Genomic DNA, 17,976 nt, shown 5'->3' with positions numbered 1-17,976 from the left:
ACACCAGTCAAAGGTTCTTTATGACAGGTGTCATTTTTAGGTGTATCAAAAGTAAAGCAAGGCCATCTCGGAAGGGGGGACATTATTAAATCGTAGTCTATTGTTTTCGGAAAATGAATGGGATTTATATGGCTATAGTTTTTACATCCGTAAATAGTGTAAAAAAAAGAATTTTATTTAAAAAATAAATATTGTGAAAACTAATTCGATTAGTTAAAATTGAAATACAATTAGTTTACAGAGGGGATATGATGTAAAATGAAAGTTGAAAATAGTGGGACAGTGTATCAATTGTCCTTTATGCCGAGGATTTTTCCTGTTAATTGTTATTTCGTAGAAGAAGAAAACGAGCTTACACTGATCGATGCAGCATTACCATATAGTGCAAAAAGTATAATAAAAGCTGCTGAAAATATCGGAAAACCGATTACGAGAATAATTCTTACCCACGCACATAATGATCATATTGGAGCGCTAGATACGTTAAAAGAATTATTACCATATAGTAAAGTGTACATTTCTTCTAGAGATGCGCTTCTATTGGGAGGAAATAGTACCTTACTACCAAATGAAAAAAACACCCCTATTCGTGGTGGCCTTCCAAAAAATATCAAAACTAAACCGGATGTATTACTTGAAGAAGGTGATCGTGTTGGTTCATTAGAAGTGATTGCAACTCCAGGGCATACACCTGGTTCCATTTCTCTATTTGACCCACGTAATAGAAGTTTAATAGCGGGTGATGCCCTTGTAACTAGAGGAAAGTTAATAGTACCTGGAATGATGAATCCGTTGTTTCCATTTCCTGCTCTTGCTACATGGGATAAAGAGACTGCTCTAATAAGTGCAAAAAAATTAAGCGATCTGAATCCAAATTTACTTGCTGTAGGGCATGGGAAGATGTTAAAGCAACCGCAGGAGCGTTTGAACATAGCCATTGCTAAAGCAGAAAAAGCTTTTTTATCCTCTAAATAGGAAGTGAAAAAAATGTCCCGTCGTATAAAGTTAGATTTATCTATTATTTTACAAAAGGCAACAGAGATAGCTGATGAGCAAGGATTGGACCAACTTTCAATTGGCCTATTAGCTGAAAAATTGGAAGTACGGCCACCGTCCTTATATAACCATCTTGATGGGTTAAATGAATTGAAACAGAAATTAGCCATTCAAGGCGTAAAAAAATTACATGAATATATGCTACGAGCTGCAGTAGGACGTTCGGGTGATGAAGCCATTCGTGCAATTAGTCAAGCATATCTTCAACTTGTTAGACAACATCCGGGGTTGTATGATGCTAGTACTCGCTTTCCAGATGCGAATGATCAAGAATTACAGCAAGCCCAAGAGTCTGTTGTACAACTAGTACTTCAAGTGCTAGATGCCTATCATTTGCAAGAAGAAACTGCGATTCATATGGTCAGAGGATTACGAAGTTTTCTACATGGATTCTCTTCAATCGAACAAATGGGGGGATTCGGGATGCCATTAGATATCAATAAAAGCTTTTCAATCCTAATCAATACCTTTATTGAGGGCATTCATGCAGCTACGATTCATAAAGATCAGAACATGGAAATGAATGACTAAGGGAAGGGAAGAAGAACGAAGGATTGATTTCAGTCGATACTACAAAGGAATTAATATTGGAGTAGGAGACTTGTCTTTGAATACGAGTTTCCTACTCTTTTCATATAGATAGCAGTTGCGATTAATGCTTTCTTTTTGAATAACGTGACATGCTACTATTTAGTACATGAATAAATTCTATAATCTAATAGCCCTTCATACTTTAAGATCATTTCAAAATGTTTATCCATTACTTCATAAAGTTCAGGTTCAATATCCTCTGAGTGATTAAGCTCAGGTATTGAGAAAATCGATTTGTTTTTTTGTATACGAATATGTTTAAAACCAGCCTGGTTAAATAAATCTACCCAATCCTTTTTCATTGAACACGAATCAAATCCATAAAACTCTTTGATTTCTTTTTCAATTTTTTCTTCAAGCGGTTGATGAATAGTAAATTCAATAGCAATAAACCGACCGCCATTCTTTAATAAACGAAAGATTTCTTTAAGTGCATTCGGTTTATTGACAAAAGAAAGCACAGATTCAGAAATAATAAAATCAAATGTATGATCGGGTAAAGGTACTTGTTCAATTGAGCATTGGATTATTTTTACGGGTAAGCGATTTTTTTTCATTCTCTTTTTAGCTTTTGCGACCATGACAGAATTAATATCGATGCCTGTTACTTTTGCTTCATACGTCTCTGCCAAATAGGCAGCGGTTTGGCCTGTACCACAGCCTACATCTAAAATATAAGGATTTTCACCAATGTTCTCAGCTTTGAATAGTTCCTTTGTTAAATTAAGACCACCAGGATGCGCACCGCCAACACCAAATTTGGCCAGAAATTCTAGATATTTCGAATTTTGAATCGGAATCCCTTCTTTATTCGTATTTTTGTATAATATGAAATTTAAAAAAGTATGGTTCCGGCAAGAGCCAAAGTTGTAATAAAGAACCTTCACTAATTAATGGACTTCAATATGTATATTATTTTTGAGCAACTTCTCCGATAGTCTAAACAATAAAATAATACATACGTATACTAGTTAAAAGATATATGATAGGGGGTGTATTGATGTCATTTTATCCGCCTAATTCTAGAATGAGACCATTTCCACCAAGCTATAGACAAGGTTTTGGCCCTCCCATGCAAGGTAGACAAGGGCAACCCTTTTTTAACCCTTACCAGCAACCCCAAACTTCTAGATTTGGAAGATTACCACAGCATTTAAATACAATTATGGGCCATGCGGGAACAATAACATATGGAGTTAATATGTTAAGACAAATGGGATCATTTTTGAATCTCTTTAGGTAGTATAACTCGATGGAAGGCGTATATTATAATGTACATCAATTAATTAAAATCCTGTTTTGACAGGATTTTTTTAATATAGTAGCAGTTTAGTTAAAGAAGAAAGAAATGGTATTGGTACAGATCGGATAGCCCAATATAATTACTTTGATCAAACGGTTGTGAAAATAATAATCAACGCGACGTTCTAATATTACATGATTTCAAGAATATCGTTGAGTCTAGCACAAACATACCCAAAAGATTGTGCTAAAATAAATAAAGTGAACATTTTACAATGAAGAGGGATTTAATGTATAAAATTATGATAATTGAGGACGATGATAAAATTAGGCAGATTGTCGCCGATAAATTGAGGAAATGGCAGTATGATGTGGTGGAAGTAACTCAATTTGACCAAGTACTAACTGAATTTGAGTATACATCTCCGCATCTTGTTCTATTGGATATCAATCTGCCAGTTTTTGATGGGTACTACTGGTGCCAGCAGATTCGCAATGTTTCGAAGGTGCCAATTATCTTCCTTTCCTCTAGAAATCAGAATATGGATATTATTATGGCGATAAATATGGGTGGAGATGATTTTATTCAGAAGCCATTTGATTTGGATATTCTAGTTACGAAGATTAGTGCACTTATTCGCCGTAGATATACGTATCAGGAAGATGAGGACATCACCTTCGTTCATCAAGGCTTGAAACTAAATGTAACGAATTCAACAATAGAATATAAGGATCAAAGTACTGAGTTGAGCCGGAATGAATTCATCCTTTTACAATTGATGATGCGGAATATCGGGAAAATAATTTCGCGCGAAGACTTAATGCAAGCATTATGGAATGAAGAACAGTTTGTTGATGATAACACATTGACTGTGAATGTGAACCGAATGCGCAGGAAAATCGCTGCGCTTGGACTGGAGGACTTCATTGTCACAAGGAAAGGAATGGGGTATTTGATTGAATGAACTTCCTACGTTTTTTATCCTATGAAAAACCCATTATTTTCCTTTATCTAACTAGCTTCCTTATCACAACAGCAATATATTTTACTGATAGCAATGATAGTTGGGCGTGGGGGACATTCCTTTACGCCTTCACGATATCTTCGATTGTATTAAGCGGATTTTTACTATTACGCTACCAGCAAAATCTACGTGTGATACGACAAATGGCAAGTGAGAATTGTGACAGTTTGTCGCTGGAAGGGGAATTCGCTAAAGATTACATTGATGAGCTTAAACGTGCACATATCCGTGAAATGAATCAGATTAAAGATAGGCAGAAGGAACATTATGATTTTATCGTCTCTTGGTTCCATGAAATAAAAACACCGATTGCAGTTCTTCGTTTACTACAGCAAACCGATATGGACGCGGGTAGTTTAAGGGAAGAAATCACGAAAATTGAAAACTACGTCGATCAAGCTCTCTATTACGCCAAACTCGACAGTTTTAACCAGGATTATGATATTCAAACATGTGATATTATCAAGATTTCAAAGGAGATTATTAAATCTCATTCGAAAATATTTTTTTCAAAAAAAATCCGCATTAACATGCAGGCAGACTCACTAATCGTTCAAAGTGATCCTAAATGGCTCAAATTTATCGTCAATCAGTTACTAACGAACAGTTTAAAATATACAGAACATGGTGGAGAGATAACTATTTCAGCATCTGAAACACTAAAAGAAAAACGGCTTATTATTCGGGACAGCGGGATTGGCATCAGCGAAAAAGACCTTCCGCGAATTTTTAATCGTGGTTTTACTGGAGAAACTGGAAGAACGCATTCGAAGTCGACCGGAATGGGTTTATATTTATCCCAACAATTAAGTAATAAGTTAGGTCATTACATTAGTTGCACATCGAAAGTAAAGGTATTCACCCAGTTTATCATTCACTTCCCACTAGATAGTGATCCATATTTAATAGTACAAAAAAACACACGTTGAGTAAAAATCTCATCGTGTGTTTTTTTCGTTGATAATTTTGTAGTATATAGATGTTGAAGAAACGTAAAAGATTAAATACGTTAATATATACAAACCCATGACAGAAAAGATAATTGTCGTTAAGGAAGGTAAATCTTTTATTACTAGGATGACTGAGTAGTATAAAAGGTACCAACTGTGTACCAATCCAAGTATTAGTGGCGGTAAAAAAACAAACAGCAATTGTTTCCTAATAATTTTTTTTATTTCTTTGTCGTCAACACCAATTTTTCGTAAAATTAAGTAGTGTTCTCGTTCTTCTGTAGCTTCGCGTAGTTGTTTGAAATAAATGACACTTCCTAATGCAAACAATGCAATGACGGCAAAAAATGCAACGGAAAACAATACTAAAGAGGACGACTCAGTATCTATAGAATACATATCTATATAGGCTGAATAATATGCTCCTTCTGTTGTCATAACGATATCGTATATTTTTCGTGATAAGTCATTGGAAGTATTCGGATCTTCGACTTGAAAAATCTCATATGAAGAAAGGGTGCGATTTTCTTTTAAGTAATTAAAAGCTTCGTCTGAAATAATGAGTACAGAAGGTTGAGGATGAGAATCTCCACCAGGACTTGTAGGGATACTTAATAACGGGTATCGCATTTTCTCGACTACACGAAATGTATTGTCTTCTAAAACGGTAATTTCAGGCTGAGAACTTTTATATTTTGTAGGTTCGTCTAATCCTCTTGTTAAAACAATTGCTTCTTTACCTTTTAAATCTACTTTTTCACCAGCTTCACGTAAATCAACAATCGCATTTAATTGTGATTCAGGGAAAAGGTAAAACTCCTCTGTGTAATATTCAGGATAGCTAAAAAACGCTTTTCTATTTGGGATTTTTTCTGTCTGAATTCCTGTGATTCTTTCATGATCAACAATTGGATGTGAGTCATTCATAAGTTGTTCAATTTGTTTTTGTGTTTTATCATCTTGCGTCGAAAATGCAAAATGGTTTGGAAATTCTTTTTTTACAACATCACCTTTCACTGCGTAATCTACAGCAATAAATCCAACAGTAAAAATGACAATAGCACTAATCAGTGAATTAAACGTAAAGTTTACTGTATTTCCTCGAATGGCAAAACGAAGGGAGGAAATCCATAACATTTTGTTACCTTTAAAGTAATTTTTACTTTGACTCATTTTTTGTAAAATCCAACCGGAAAACTGGCGGAAAAATAAATATGTTCCAGCAATCAATGCAACTGTTGTAACTATTAATGTTTCTTTAAAATAATCTTTCCAAATGTCTGTATTTCCTGCCAGGGTAATCGTGTAGTAAGCCGCTACTATCAATATGATGGACAATATCGCCAAAGGCATAGAAAATTTAACCGGTTTGTCCATTTTTTCTTTTGCATGAAACAATTCAACTAATTGCAGTCGAAGGACATTAAAATAACTTTGAATAGTAATTATGCCGATTAAAAAAGCAAATAGCAGTATAGTTGAGACAATTGCTTCAAGGGGAAAAGAAAAAGAAATGTCTTCATTGTAGTGCATTAAGTTCATTAATACCGCACCAAAGAATTTCGATAGGAATCCACCGATTAATATACCGCTTGATACAGAAATGGTGCTTAGAAATAACGTTTCAAAAAAGACCATTGTAGCAACGTGTCTTTCTTTCATCCCGTAAAGTAAATACATGCCAAATTCTTTTTTTCGCTGCTTCATGAAAAATGAGTTAGCGTACAAAATAAAAAATACAATAAACAAAAAGACGATAATCGAGGCAATCAAAATAACCGTTTTGTAGTTTTCTTTATTTTGAATCGCTGCAACTACGTCCTTGTTAAACATTAAGCCGGAAAAGGTAAAATAAATAACAACCCCGACAAACATGGAAATGAAATATATGGTATACAATCGAAAGTTCCGCTTCATATTCCTCCATGATAAATCAACTAAGTTCATCGCTGGTCACTCCCTATGGCACTTTGGATCGTTAGGATTCGTTCAAAAAATTCTTTTTCCGATTGCTCGCCTTTAAACATTTCATTTACGATTTTTCCATCACGAAGAAAAATTACACGCTGGCAGTAGCTCGCTGCATATGGGTCGTGGGTTATCATCAGAACCGTTGTCTTAAAAGTATTATTGAGCAATTGAAGTTGTTCTAGTAGTTGGGTAGCTGATCTTGAATCAAGTGCACCCGTTGGCTCATCGGCAAACACAATCGCTGGATTGGTAATAATCGCTCTTGCAGCAGCCGTACGCTGTTTTTGACCGCCTGAAATTTCTAACGGATACTGATGTAAAATCTCTTCAATATTTAAAGCTTCAATTAATTTGGTTAAACGTTGTTCCATTTCTGCGACAGGTGTCTTTTGTAACGAGAGTGGCAGCAGGATATTTTCTTTCACCGTTAAGGTATCCAGTAGGTTATAATCTTGAAAAATAAATCCCATTCGTTTTTGGCGGAATTCTCGTAATGCTTCCTTTTTTAAATCTAACAACGATTGTCCCTCAATCCAAACATCCCCACCATTAAATGAATCAATTGTTGAGAGAGTATTCATTAATGTCGTTTTTCCAGAACCAGACGGACCCATAATCGCAGTGAATTCTCCTTGTTCCATTGTCAGATCAATATTCTTTAAGACTTGTGTCTTTCCGTACGATTTTGATAAGTTTTTTGTTTGTATAATTATAGTCATTGTTTCGACCTCCCTCACCACCATACTATATAAATTAATGTGCCCGCCAACCATAGAAATAACATCATTTAAAGTGACATTTTTGTCATAATGGGTGAAGAGTAGATTATTTTCGTAAGTTTTTAAAACTTAGTTAAATTGAAAAGGTAATTTCTGTAACAAGGGTATTGTGTGATGAGCAGAATTCTAGAACAACACACCGAAGAATGTAGTTATATCGAATGGACATAGAGGGCGTGGGCGTTAGTGCAGTAAGTAATGATCAAACTTTATGATAAGAAGTCGTAATTTAAACAAATAAAAAAACGTCATTTTGATTAAATTTTTTTTAAAGTTAACGTTTATTATTGCTGTTACTTAATCAATCTATATTTGGAACCTATAACAGGGCGCGTTAGTTCAACAAGAAAGGACATTACATATTAGTCGTATTAAATATGCAGTGTCCTTTAATTAAGTTATCTTTTTATGACTTGATAACTCCAAGTCTTAAGAGAGTCTCTTTAGGTTGAAAATAAATGATTCCATCAATCATAAAGGTAAAGACAGATAAATTATTTGTTGGTAAATCGAAGGATTCATGATGCCTATTTTGTTTGTATAAGATGCTTATCAATAATAGTGCGATTTTTCTCTTTAAATACTTCATTATGTGATGACACGACCCCTTGACGATAGGCAGAGGGCTCTAAATACGTTTTAATAGAGTTCACGGCATTGGCTGCATCCTGGAAAGTCCCTAGAAGGAGGTTGATTTTTCCTTCAAACGCTAATATATCACCTGCTGCAAAAATTCCAGGCTGTGCGGTTTCTCCCGTTGCTTTCCCTTCAAAATAGTAATCATCTTTTTTAGGAATGGTGATTGCTTGCTCCAATTCTAATGATGCTTCACGGTTATAGCCATGACTAACGATGACTTCATCGATTTGACGCGTATAGCTTTGTTTTGTTTGTGTATTTTCACATGTCACTAATTGGATGGCTGTTTTGTCGGCATCGGCAGTTAATTTTGTAATAGTCGTATTACATTCAATCTTTACGCCAGCATCTAAAGCCTCTTGAATTGTTGCCTCATGAGCGGATAACTTATCTTTACGATAAACAACAGTTACGTTTTTGGCGATAGGACTTAGTTCAACTGCCCAGTCGATCGCAGCATTTCCGCCTCCCGAAATAATGATCTCCTTATCTACAAAACGTTGATATGACTGTACGGTATAGTGTAAATTAGTCATTTCATATTTTTCTGCACCTTCTAGTGAAAGCTTTTGAGGATTAATAATACCACCACCAACGGCTAAAAGAACGGTTTTAGAATAATGTTTATCTCCTTGCGCAGTATGAAGAACAAAAATATCATCTTGGCGCTCGATAAAATCGATTTTTGTACCTGTTAAAATGGTAGGATGAAACGTTTTTGCCTGTGCAATTAACTGTTTCACAAATTGTTCTCCCAATATAGGGGGATGACCACCGATATCCCAAATTAGCTTTTCAGGATAAAGTAAAACTTTACCACCAAGCTGTTGTTGACTCTCAATTAATTTCGTTTTCAATCCTCGTAAACCACTATAAAAGGCACTGTATAGGCCTGCAGGACCACCACCAATAATTGTTACATCATATAAATGTTGCATATATATCACCACATCCTAAAAAAATAATAAAAAAGTATTTGACAAAACTACATAAGAAAACTAGACTAATTCTAGTGATAATGATTATCATTGTCGGCTAATCGCTATCATAGCATGGAAAGAACAAAAAGGAAAGAGAGGTTACGTCGTGCGTTTACAAGTTGAATCGATTCGTATCGGCTACGAGGACAAAACGATTGTGCATGATTTATCGTTACAAATTCCAGACGGTAAAATAACGACTATCATTGGTTCCAATGGGTGTGGTAAATCTACACTTTTAAAGGCTATTACAAGGATATTGAAGCATAAGAGTGGACAAGTCATACTAGATGGTCAAAATATTTCCGAGATGAATACAAAAGAATTAGCGAAAGAGCTAGCCATATTGCCACAAAGTCCGGAAAGTGCACATGGTTTAACAGTGGAAGAGCTTGTATCCTACGGTCGATTTCCATATCAAAAGGGCTTCGGTAATTTATCTCAAAAAGATAAAGAAATGATTGACTGGGCCTTAAAGGTAACTAAAACGGATGACTTTCGTCTGAACACAGTTGATGCTTTATCAGGTGGACAGCGTCAACGGGTGTGGATCGCGATGGCATTAGCTCAAGAGACCGATATTATTTTTTTAGATGAGCCAACAACTTATTTAGATATGGCCCATCAGTTAGAAGTTTTAGAATTACTTAACAAGCTTAACGAAGAAGAAGGGCGCACAATTGTTATGGTGCTACATGATTTAAATCAGGCAGCACGCTTTTCAGATTATATTGTTGCGCTATCAAAAGGAGAGCTTGTGAAGTTTGGTACTGCAGAGGAAGTTATAGTACCTGAAGTATTAGAAAAAGTGTTTAATATTGATGCAGTAATTGGTAAGGATCCACGTACTGATAAGCCAATGTGCATTACATATAACTTATTACAAACAGTTTAAAAGGAGAAAGATTTATGAAAAAGTGGTTATTACCAATGTTTATGATGGTCGTACTAGTGCTTGCAGCGTGCGGCAATAAAGAAGAGAAGACGGATGAGGGCTCTAAAGATAAGGCATCTGCAGATACGATTACGTATCAATCAGAAGCTGGCCCTGTTGAAGTACCAGCAAACCCTAAACGTGTAGTTGTATTATCTTCATTTGTTGGGCATTTACTACAGCTTGACGTTAATGTTGTCGGTATTGATTCATGGGCTGCAGATAATCCAAACTTCAAAGATGATATTAAAGATGCAGTAGTTGTTGAAAATACGGATATCGAAAAAATTATTGAGCTTGAGCCAGATTTAATTATTGGTTTAAATGGTATTGAAAATGCAGATAAATTAGGAGAAATCGCACCAACTGTGTTGTTCACGTATGGTAAAGTGGATTATTTACAGCAATTCATCGAAATCGGTAAAGTTGTGAACAAAGAAAAAGAAGCAACTGATTGGGTAAAAGATTTTAAAGAACGTGCTGCAGAGACAGGTACAAAAATTAAAGAAAAAATCGGCGAAGATGCAACGGTTACTGTCGCAGAAATGTTTAATAAACAAATGTATGTGTATGGAGATAACTGGGGTCGAGGAACAGAAATTTTATATCAAGAAATGGGCTTGAAAATGCCTGAAAAAGTAAAACAAGATGCTTTAAAACCAGGTTATTTTGCAATTTCTACAGAAGTATTAAATGAATATGCAGGTGACTATGTGATCTTTAGTACGTTTAAAGGTGAGGATAGCGCCATTAAAAATGCTCCATGGTTTAAAGATTTAGAAGCGGTGAAGAATGGTCATTTATTTGAAGTGAGTGGCAATGAATTTTACTTTAATGATCCAAAAACTTTAGATTATCAACTAGATTTCTTTGAAAAGAAATTTTTACAATAATTTCAGTAGAGAGTAGCGAAGGCAAATGATAAAGTTTCGAAATTTCCCGTTTTGGCTTCAAGTATTGCTTGCACTGATCTTATTAGCAGTTACAGTTACGATCTCGCTTTGTATAGGCGCGGCTAATACGAGTATTCAAGATGTTTATCAAGCGATTGTCGGACAAGACGGTGGCAAGCACTACTCTGTATTACGTGAAATTCGATTTCCTCGTATTATTGCTGCTATTTTTGTAGGTAGTGCACTTGCAGTTGCTGGGGCTATTATGCAAGGGGTTACTAGAAATCCATTAGCAGATCCAGGTCTCCTTGGTCTAACAGCAGGTGCAAATGCTGCACTGGCATTGACGATGGCGTTTATTCCAAATACCTCGTACTATATGTTTATTTTTGCATGTTTCATAGGTGCGGGTGTAGGGATGATTGTTGTCTATGGTATTGGCGCTTCAACGAAGAATGGCTTTTCTCCATTAAAGTTAGTCTTAGCTGGGGCAGCCGTATCTGCTCTATTACAAGCAATAGCAGATGGAACGGGAATATTATTTAAAATTTCAAAAGATGTTTCGATGTGGACGAGTGGTGGTTTAATTGGCACTACATGGAAAGCTTTAATAATTGTTCCTGTTATTGTAATAGGATTAGCGGTAGCTTTTGGGTTTAGTCGTCAATTAACCATTTTAAGTTTAAATGAAGAAGTAGCTGTCGGATTAGGACAAAAAACAACAGCCATTAAAGGAATTATGATGTTTGTCGTTGTAATTCTTGCAGGCTCCGCTGTTGCGCTAGTAGGAAATTTAGCATTTGTTGGGTTAATGGTACCACATATTGTCCGAGCAATTGTTGGAACAGACTATCGATTTGTCTTACCAATGAGTGCTATTATCGGTGGATGTTTAATGGTGACTGCAGATTTTGCAGGTAGAATGATTAATGCCCCATATGAAACACCGGTAATTGCAATTATTTCAATTATCGGCCTTCCGTTCTTCTTACTTCTTGTTCGGAAGGGAGGTCGTCAAATTGTTTGAAATTGGAAGAAAAAAACAACGTAGATGGCTCATGGTTTGGACGCTATTAACAATAGCTATTTTTGTAATGGGTATTTCAATGGGAGCAGCTTCAGTTTCGATTGATCGCATAATACCGATTTTACTTGGAGACGGCAGCTTCAAAGAATCATTCGTACTGTTTTCTGTTCGCTTACCAAGATTATTTGTACTAGCAGCAGCAGGAATGGCATTAGCATTAGCAGGTGCTGTTTTGCAAGGGGTAACACGTAATGATTTAGCGGACCCTGGTATTATTGGAATTAATGCTGGAGCAGGTGTAGGGATTACGCTGTTTTATATCCTTGTTGATGGTGATTTACCTCATTTCGCGTATGTGTTACCACTTGTCGGATTTGCCAGCGCTTTATTAACGGCACTCCTCATTTACTTTTTCTCATATAAGCGCAATGTGGGTGTGCAGCCGGTCCAACTCATTTTAGTCGGGGTAGGTGTAGCATCTGCCTTAGCAGGTGTAATGATGATATTAGTTTCCTCTGCTGAGCGTAGTGATGTGCAATTTATCGCACAATGGCTTGCGGGTAATGTTTGGGGAACAGACTGGCCATTTTTCTGGGCTTTATTGCCTTGGTTAGTGCTAGGCATTCCATTTATTTTGTATAAAGCAAATGTGTTAAATGTGCTTGCAATGACCGAACCAACAGCGGTTGGCTTAGGCCTAAACATCGAACGAGAGCGTTTGCAATTATTAGTAGTCTCTGTCGCGTTAGCTGCGGCAGCTGTCTCGATCACCGGGGGCATTGCCTTTATCGGTCTGATGGCTCCCCATATTGCAAAGCAGCTCGTTGGACCGCGCTATCAATTCTTTTTACCACTCACATTATTAATCGGTGCCAGCTTACTTATGGTTGCAGATACAATTGGCCGCGTAGTTATTTCGAGTGCGACCGTACCAGCAGGTATTGTTGTAGCCTGTATTGGCGCCCCATATTTTTTATATTTACTACGAAAAAACGACTGAATGGCTTAGGCTGTTCGGTTGTTTTTTTTGTTGAACGGTTTTTGGGAATATTTGTTGAATAAGAAACATTAATGTAAATGGGGAGTGATGGTACATGAGGAAAATAGTAATTGTCTTATTATGTTCGATAATTTCATTGTCAGCATGTAATTCAACATTAGCAATTACTGAAGTAAAATCTGTATCAAAGGAACTTCAAGAAATATTAAACATCCTTGGAATGGAAGATTATGTACAAATGATTAATGATGGTGAAAAACGCTCTTATTTTGTGATAAATACAAAGGGAACTGTTATGGTCAGCGTGAAGAGTAAGGACGATACGATTGTAATAAACATTGATGAAGAAGAAAATCAAAACGACGAAGGTATTACGCAGCATATTTTTAAACTTACGAAAGATGCTAATTATGAATACATTGATTTATATAAAAATGGTGAACAGATTCCGTTTGATACAGTGGGGGCCTTTTAGTTGGAAAAAGCGACGGAAAGCAATCTCAAAGCGACGGATAGAATTTGTAGCGAAGGAAAGCCAAGTCTCATCGACGGATAGAAGTCTCAGGGCGACGGAAGGAACTAGGATACCGACGGAAAGCGATCAAAAAATTACTAGCTAGAGCTGAAACGTTGGAATTTTTCCGTTCTTTCTGTCTATAAAAGTAGGTGAAAAATTTAATTTGTACTACGAGTATTTCAAGTTTTTTGGAACCTCTTTTTATGAAGTTCTTTTCTAATAAAATAGGTATAGGAGGTGAAAAAAATGATTTTATTAGAACGTCAGGAATCGGAGCAACACAAAATTTTAGAGGCTTTGATACGAAGATTACCTAGTACACATACTGAATACATGAATTATTTTGAGAGGTTGAGGCGTATACACGCAGGCTTTGCTGGAGAGCAAAGAGTAGATGCCGAATGGCTTGAAATCATTTTACCTCAGCCTCATTATTTTCTTCATGATTTACAAATATTTAATCACTTTGGTACTACTCATCAAATAGACACCGTTTTACTATGTCCTCATTTTATTTTGATACTCGAAATTAAAAATGTGACAGGATTTCTAGATTTCGATGAATCTTATTATCAATTTACGCGAACTACAGCAGAAGGCGATGTCGAGGGAATGACGAATCCAATTCATCAAAGTAGACGACATATGGAGTGGATGGTGGGTATGTTACAACAGTCGAGGCTTGAGATTCCCGTTCATTATGCTGTCGTCTTAGCAACGAAAAATGCTATTTTATCGAAGAATTTAAGGGGACAACCTATTTTTCATGTACAAGGTTTACGGTATCACGTGCGAGAATGGCTTCAACAGCATAAAGAGACAGTAGTGGAGGAGGAAAAACTTTTTCAATTTGCCTCAAAATTATTGTCCATGCATAGGCCAATCAAAAGAGAAATAGTATTGCCTGCCCGGGATATAGTAAAAGGTGTGCTATGTGAAAGATGTTTAAATAGACAGCCTTTGAACTATCGTTATCCAAATTGGTATTGTCAACGCTGTGGGGAAGTTAATAACGAGGCTATTTTTAGGACTATTGAGGATTATCGATTGCTAGTAGGTGAAACGTTAACAAATAAAAGCTTTTGTGAGTTTTTTGCAATAGATTCGCCGAATACAGCTTATAAATTACTACAAAAGTTACCATTGAAAGCTGAGGGAACAAAACGTAATAGGAAGTATTTAATTATTAAATAAAAAGTAGAAAATCAAGCGGTCTGATTTTTTACTATGTAGAAGAATATAAGCCTTGGGGCGACGGAAAGCAAGGAGCTAACGACGGAAAGAAGTATCGAAGCGACGGAAGAAACTAAGGTACCGACGGATAGAAACTCTATAGAGACGGATAGAACTAACGTCGACGGAAAGCAAGAACTCAACGACGGAAAGAAGTATCGAAGCGACGGAAGAAACTAAGGTACCGACGGATAGAAACTCAAAGGAGACGGATAGAACTAACGTCGACGGAAAGCAAGGAGCTAACGACGGAAAGAAATATCGAAGCGACGGAAGAAACTAAAGTACCGACGGATAGAAACTCTATAGAGACGGATAGAACTACCGTCGACGAAAGTCTTCTCAAACCGACGGATAGAACGACCAGCTCAACGAAAACCCCGAATTTCCCCACTAATTCCTACTAGACAAATAAAAACTAAAAGCGTATAGTTAGTTAGGCTAACTAATTAAAAAGGAGTGGTAATGTTGACGATCGAACAAGAATTTTTTAATCAGTACCGCTTAATGTATAGACCGTTTATCAATCTAATAAATGTGCAGTTAGGGAAATATCAGTTGTATAGCTCTCAATGGGCTCTTCTTCGGTTATTGATGGATAAAGGGCCACATACATTTGTGGACATTGCGAATTTTATGTTTATTGAAAAGCCGAGTGTGACGAGGCTTGTGCAAAAGCTTGTGGAGCTTGGCTACGTGGAAACGGTAGCGGGTAGGGATAAGCGCGAAAAGCTTGTACAATTGACGGCTAATGGTGAAGAGATTGTGCAAGAAATTCAAGCGCATTTAAAACCAACTATGGAACAGGCACTCGCGGGGGTATCCGAGCGGGATATTGAAATTGCGACACAAGTGTTAGCGAACATATGTGCAAACATTAATCGGTAGGAGAGAAAAAAGTGGAAGCAACTAGACATAAACTTTGGACGAAGGACTTTTTAATCGTCTCACTTATTAATTTTACCATTACATTAATATTTTTTTTATTGATGGTAACGATTGCAGGCTATGCGGTTGAGCATTTTGGAGCTTCGACTAGTACGGCAGGGCTTGTATCGAGTATTTTTATTATTGGTACTTTATTTGGGCGTCTTGGGACAGGGCGTATTATTGGGGATTGGGGTAGCAAAAAAACATTATTTTGTGGATTATTATTGTTTATGCTATCCACGATGTCTTATTTTATCGCGACGAATTTGCCGCTTCTAATGGTCAATCGTTTAGTACAGGGTATTGCACTTGGGATGGCTAGTACGGCGACAGGAACAATTATTGCACAAATTTTACCGTCTGATCGACGAGGAGAAGGTATTGGTTATTACAGTTTGAGTGCTATTTTAGCTACTGCTATCGGACCGTTTGTAGGTATCCTTCTAACGCAGCTGTTTGAAGATTATCGGATGATTTTTGCTGTCGATTCCGTATTAGCTATTGTATGCTTCTTGTTGTATTTTATCGTAACCGTTCCAGATGCACCGAAGAATGCCAAAGAGATGGCGGAGAAAACAGGCTTTAAGCTCACTAATTTTATTGAAATGCGTGCCGTGCCAATTGCTTTTGTGGCGCTCGTTATTGGCTTTGCCTATTCAGGGGTTATGTCATTTATGACGTTTTACGCGAAAGAGCTTGATTTAGTAACAGCAGGAAGTTATTTCTTTATTATATATGCAATTGTTATTTTAGCGACACGTCCTTTTACAGGGAAATTACTAGACAATAGAGGTGCGAACATTGTTATCTACCCTTGTTTAGTTATTTTTGCACTCGGAATGTATGCCTTTAGTACCGCGACAAGTAGTGTTGTATTTTTACTAGCCGCAGCTTGCATAGGGATCGGTTATGGCAATTTCAATTCAGTAGCGCAAGCAATAGCTATAAAAGTTACACCAAATGAGCGTTTAGGACTTGCGACCTCGACATATTTTATTTTATATGATTTAGGTTTAGGGGTTGGACCTTATTTCTTAGGATTCTTCGTTCCGACTTCGGGGTACAGTGCCATTTTCTTTGCGATGGTATTTGTAATTTTAGTATCAATTATCCTTTATTATTTCTTATATGGAAAATATGAAAATAGAAATCATGCGAAAATTTCGTAGTTTATAATAATTATATTGTGGAAAAAACGTCATTTTTCTAGTTATCTAATTAGATCAACTTTAAAATGTCGTTTTTTTCTATAAATAAAAATACTTCTTGCAATTCTATTTGATAATCATTATCATTCTCGATATAAACTATTTCGGAAGTAGGTACTTAGCATGAAAAAAACATCATTATTGTCAGTATTAGTTGCAGGAGGCATTCTAATGACTGGCTGTGGAAATACAGACGAAGCTAAAAAAGACGATAAGCCAGCAACAGAACAAGCAGAAAAAGCTACAAAAGTTGATTTATCTGCAGAACTAGCAGCCTATCAAACATTTGCATTAGAGCAAATGGATCAATTTTTAGTAGAAACAGAAAAATTTGTCGAAGCATTTAAAGCTGGTAAAATTGAAGAAGCAAAAGCAGCCTATGCACCGGCACGTATGTATTTCGAGCGTTCGGAGCCAATCGCAGAGAGCTTTGGTGACCTGGACCCACGTATTGACGGTCGTTTAGCTGATATTAAAGAAGAAGGTAAAGGCGAAGAAGAATGGTCAGGCTATCATAAGCTAGAACATGCGCTTTGGGTAGAAAACAAAACGGCAGGCTACGAGGCTGTTGCAGATCAATTACTAGCAGACGCAAAAGAATTACACGCATTAGTTCAAACTGTAGAAGTTACACCTGATTTAATGATTACAGGTGCGGTTGATTTATTAAATGAAGTATCAACATCAAAAATCACTGGTGAAGAAGAAATCTATTCTCACACAGACCTTTATGACTTTAAAGCAAACATTGAAGGTGCAGAAAAAATCTTTGAAATCTTACGTTCTAAATTAGAAGCGAAAGATAAAGACTTAGTTGCTACATTAGATGAAAAATTTAAAGCAGTAGATGATTTATTAGCGAAGCATGCGACTGCTGATGGCGGATATGTTTCTTACGAAAAATTAACTGATGAAGATACAAAAGCACTTTCAGCAGCAGTTAATCAACTTGGTGAACCATTAAGTCAAATGGGTATTATTTTAGAGTAATTTTTGGAGTG

The 17,976-nt window shown here is 36.4% G+C and carries 17 protein-coding genes; 13 read left to right on the top strand and 4 right to left on the bottom strand.

The window, feature by feature from the left end; all coding sequences use genetic code 11:
* The first annotated feature begins 258 nt into the window (after window positions 1-258).
* Together ABNX05_RS04445 and ABNX05_RS04440 are read left to right on the top strand one after the other, a co-directional pair.
* On the top strand, window positions 259-975 hold the full coding sequence (locus ABNX05_RS04445; protein WP_349658613.1) for an MBL fold metallo-hydrolase: 717 nt from the start codon (window positions 259-261) through the stop codon (window positions 973-975).
* Window positions 976-987: 12 nt separating this feature from the next.
* Window positions 988-1,587, top strand: coding sequence for a TetR/AcrR family transcriptional regulator (locus ABNX05_RS04440; RefSeq protein WP_349658854.1), 600 nt, complete (start codon window positions 988-990; stop codon window positions 1,585-1,587).
* 155 nt (window positions 1,588-1,742) lie between these two features.
* Here ABNX05_RS04440 and ABNX05_RS04435 read toward each other — a convergent pair whose 3' ends face one another.
* Window positions 1,743-2,534, bottom strand: a complete 792-nt coding sequence (locus ABNX05_RS04435; protein WP_349658612.1) for a class I SAM-dependent methyltransferase — start codon at window positions 2,532-2,534, stop codon at window positions 1,743-1,745.
* 645 nt (window positions 2,535-3,179) lie between these two features.
* Between ABNX05_RS04435 and ABNX05_RS04430 the strand changes: the two genes are divergently transcribed.
* Together ABNX05_RS04430 and ABNX05_RS04425 are read left to right on the top strand one after the other, a co-directional pair.
* Window positions 3,180-3,854 carry a response regulator transcription factor gene (locus ABNX05_RS04430; RefSeq protein ID WP_349658611.1) on the top strand — a complete coding sequence of 225 codons (675 nt, stop codon included), beginning with the start codon at window positions 3,180-3,182 and terminating at the stop codon, window positions 3,852-3,854.
* 203 nt (window positions 3,855-4,057) lie between these two features.
* Window positions 4,058-4,843, top strand: coding sequence for a sensor histidine kinase (locus tag ABNX05_RS04425; protein ID WP_349658610.1), 786 nt, complete (start codon window positions 4,058-4,060; stop codon window positions 4,841-4,843).
* Between the two features lie 9 nt (window positions 4,844-4,852).
* Here the strand turns inward: ABNX05_RS04425 and ABNX05_RS04420 are convergent, their stop codons facing one another.
* From ABNX05_RS04420 to ABNX05_RS04410, 3 genes are all read right to left on the bottom strand, one after another.
* Window positions 4,853-6,697, bottom strand: a complete 1,845-nt coding sequence (locus ABNX05_RS04420) for an FtsX-like permease family protein (RefSeq protein ID WP_349658609.1) — start codon at window positions 6,695-6,697, stop codon at window positions 4,853-4,855.
* Between the two features lie 110 nt (window positions 6,698-6,807).
* A complete protein-coding gene (locus ABNX05_RS04415; RefSeq protein WP_349658608.1) occupies window positions 6,808-7,554 on the bottom strand; it encodes an ABC transporter ATP-binding protein in 747 nt (248 codons plus the stop codon).
* Between the two features lie 587 nt (window positions 7,555-8,141).
* Entirely contained in the window at window positions 8,142-9,191 is a 1,050-nt protein-coding gene (locus ABNX05_RS04410; protein WP_349658607.1) for an NAD(P)/FAD-dependent oxidoreductase, read from the bottom strand.
* 148 nt (window positions 9,192-9,339) lie between these two features.
* Here ABNX05_RS04410 and ABNX05_RS04405 point away from each other — a divergent pair, with 148 nt between their 5' ends.
* From ABNX05_RS04405 to efeO, 9 genes are all read left to right on the top strand, one after another.
* Window positions 9,340-10,128, top strand: a complete 789-nt coding sequence (locus tag ABNX05_RS04405; RefSeq protein ID WP_079560181.1) for an ABC transporter ATP-binding protein — start codon at window positions 9,340-9,342, stop codon at window positions 10,126-10,128.
* A 14-nt stretch (window positions 10,129-10,142) separates the two neighbouring features.
* Window positions 10,143-11,060: an iron-hydroxamate ABC transporter substrate-binding protein gene (locus ABNX05_RS04400; protein ID WP_349658606.1), complete on the top strand. Its 918-nt coding sequence runs from the start codon at window positions 10,143-10,145 to the stop codon at window positions 11,058-11,060.
* Between the two features lie 25 nt (window positions 11,061-11,085).
* Window positions 11,086-12,087: a FecCD family ABC transporter permease gene (locus tag ABNX05_RS04395; RefSeq protein WP_349658605.1), complete on the top strand. Its 1,002-nt coding sequence runs from the start codon at window positions 11,086-11,088 to the stop codon at window positions 12,085-12,087.
* A complete protein-coding gene (locus tag ABNX05_RS04390; protein ID WP_349658604.1) occupies window positions 12,080-13,087 on the top strand; it encodes a FecCD family ABC transporter permease in 1,008 nt (335 codons plus the stop codon). The genes ABNX05_RS04395 and ABNX05_RS04390 overlap by 8 nt, the downstream gene beginning before the upstream one ends.
* A gap of 94 nt (window positions 13,088-13,181) precedes the next feature.
* Window positions 13,182-13,562, top strand: a complete 381-nt coding sequence (locus ABNX05_RS04385) for a hypothetical protein (protein WP_349658603.1) — start codon at window positions 13,182-13,184, stop codon at window positions 13,560-13,562.
* 288 nt (window positions 13,563-13,850) lie between these two features.
* Complete coding sequence (locus tag ABNX05_RS04380) at window positions 13,851-14,798, top strand: nuclease-related domain-containing protein (protein WP_349658602.1); 948 nt, start codon at window positions 13,851-13,853, stop codon at window positions 14,796-14,798.
* Window positions 14,799-15,302: 504 nt separating this feature from the next.
* Window positions 15,303-15,725 carry a MarR family winged helix-turn-helix transcriptional regulator gene (locus ABNX05_RS04375; protein WP_349658601.1) on the top strand — a complete coding sequence of 141 codons (423 nt, stop codon included), beginning with the start codon at window positions 15,303-15,305 and terminating at the stop codon, window positions 15,723-15,725.
* An 11-nt stretch (window positions 15,726-15,736) separates the two neighbouring features.
* Window positions 15,737-16,936: an MFS transporter gene (locus tag ABNX05_RS04370; protein ID WP_349658600.1), complete on the top strand. Its 1,200-nt coding sequence runs from the start codon at window positions 15,737-15,739 to the stop codon at window positions 16,934-16,936.
* Between the two features lie 162 nt (window positions 16,937-17,098).
* On the top strand, window positions 17,099-17,965 hold the full coding sequence (gene efeO / locus ABNX05_RS04365) for an iron uptake system protein EfeO (RefSeq protein ID WP_349658599.1): 867 nt from the start codon (window positions 17,099-17,101) through the stop codon (window positions 17,963-17,965).
* Window positions 17,966-17,976: the final 11 nt, after the last annotated feature.

The sequence above is a fragment of the Lysinibacillus zambalensis genome, assembly GCF_040183165.1.
In the GTDB taxonomy this organism is placed as follows: domain Bacteria; phylum Bacillota; class Bacilli; order Bacillales_A; family Planococcaceae; genus Lysinibacillus; species Lysinibacillus zambalensis.
The sequence above is the reverse complement of the archived record's forward strand: the minus strand, read 5'-3'. Positions and strand labels throughout refer to the sequence as shown.